Genomic DNA, 358 nt, shown 5'->3' on the forward strand with positions numbered 1-358 from the left:
GTTTACGGTCATGGCGTGCCTGACGCGGCGCGGCTTCGCAATCGACGTGTGCACTGTGCAGGATGAGGCGCAGGCCGAGCGCATCGCGCATCAATGGGCGGCCGACTACGGGGCCGCAGCTATCGAGCCGCCCACAGGCCCGCGTCGCTGGATCGAGCGCGCGGACACGGTGCACTCGAATTATCAACCTAGCGCAATGGCGCTTGCCTTTAACTCACGACGTGGATAAGCCAAATGGATAACCGCAGCACGTACAATCAACACGGCCAATTGATCGTAATCGATGGCACGGCAGAGGACGGCACTTATCAGGGCGATGGCACGGCGGCACCGTTTGCCTTGTTCAATGTCGCAGAAC

1 protein-coding gene is annotated in these 358 nt (G+C 60.9%); it reads left to right on the forward strand.

Translation table 11 applies throughout. The features are described 5' to 3' along the window. A partial coding sequence (locus AC1RPY_RS07730) for a hypothetical protein (protein WP_481763102.1) occupies nucleotides 1-229 on the forward strand: 229 nt, incomplete at its 5' end. Nucleotides 230-358: the final 129 nt, after the last annotated feature.

The sequence above is a fragment of the Dellaglioa sp. CoH-56-MRSF-12 genome (assembly GCF_056782075.1).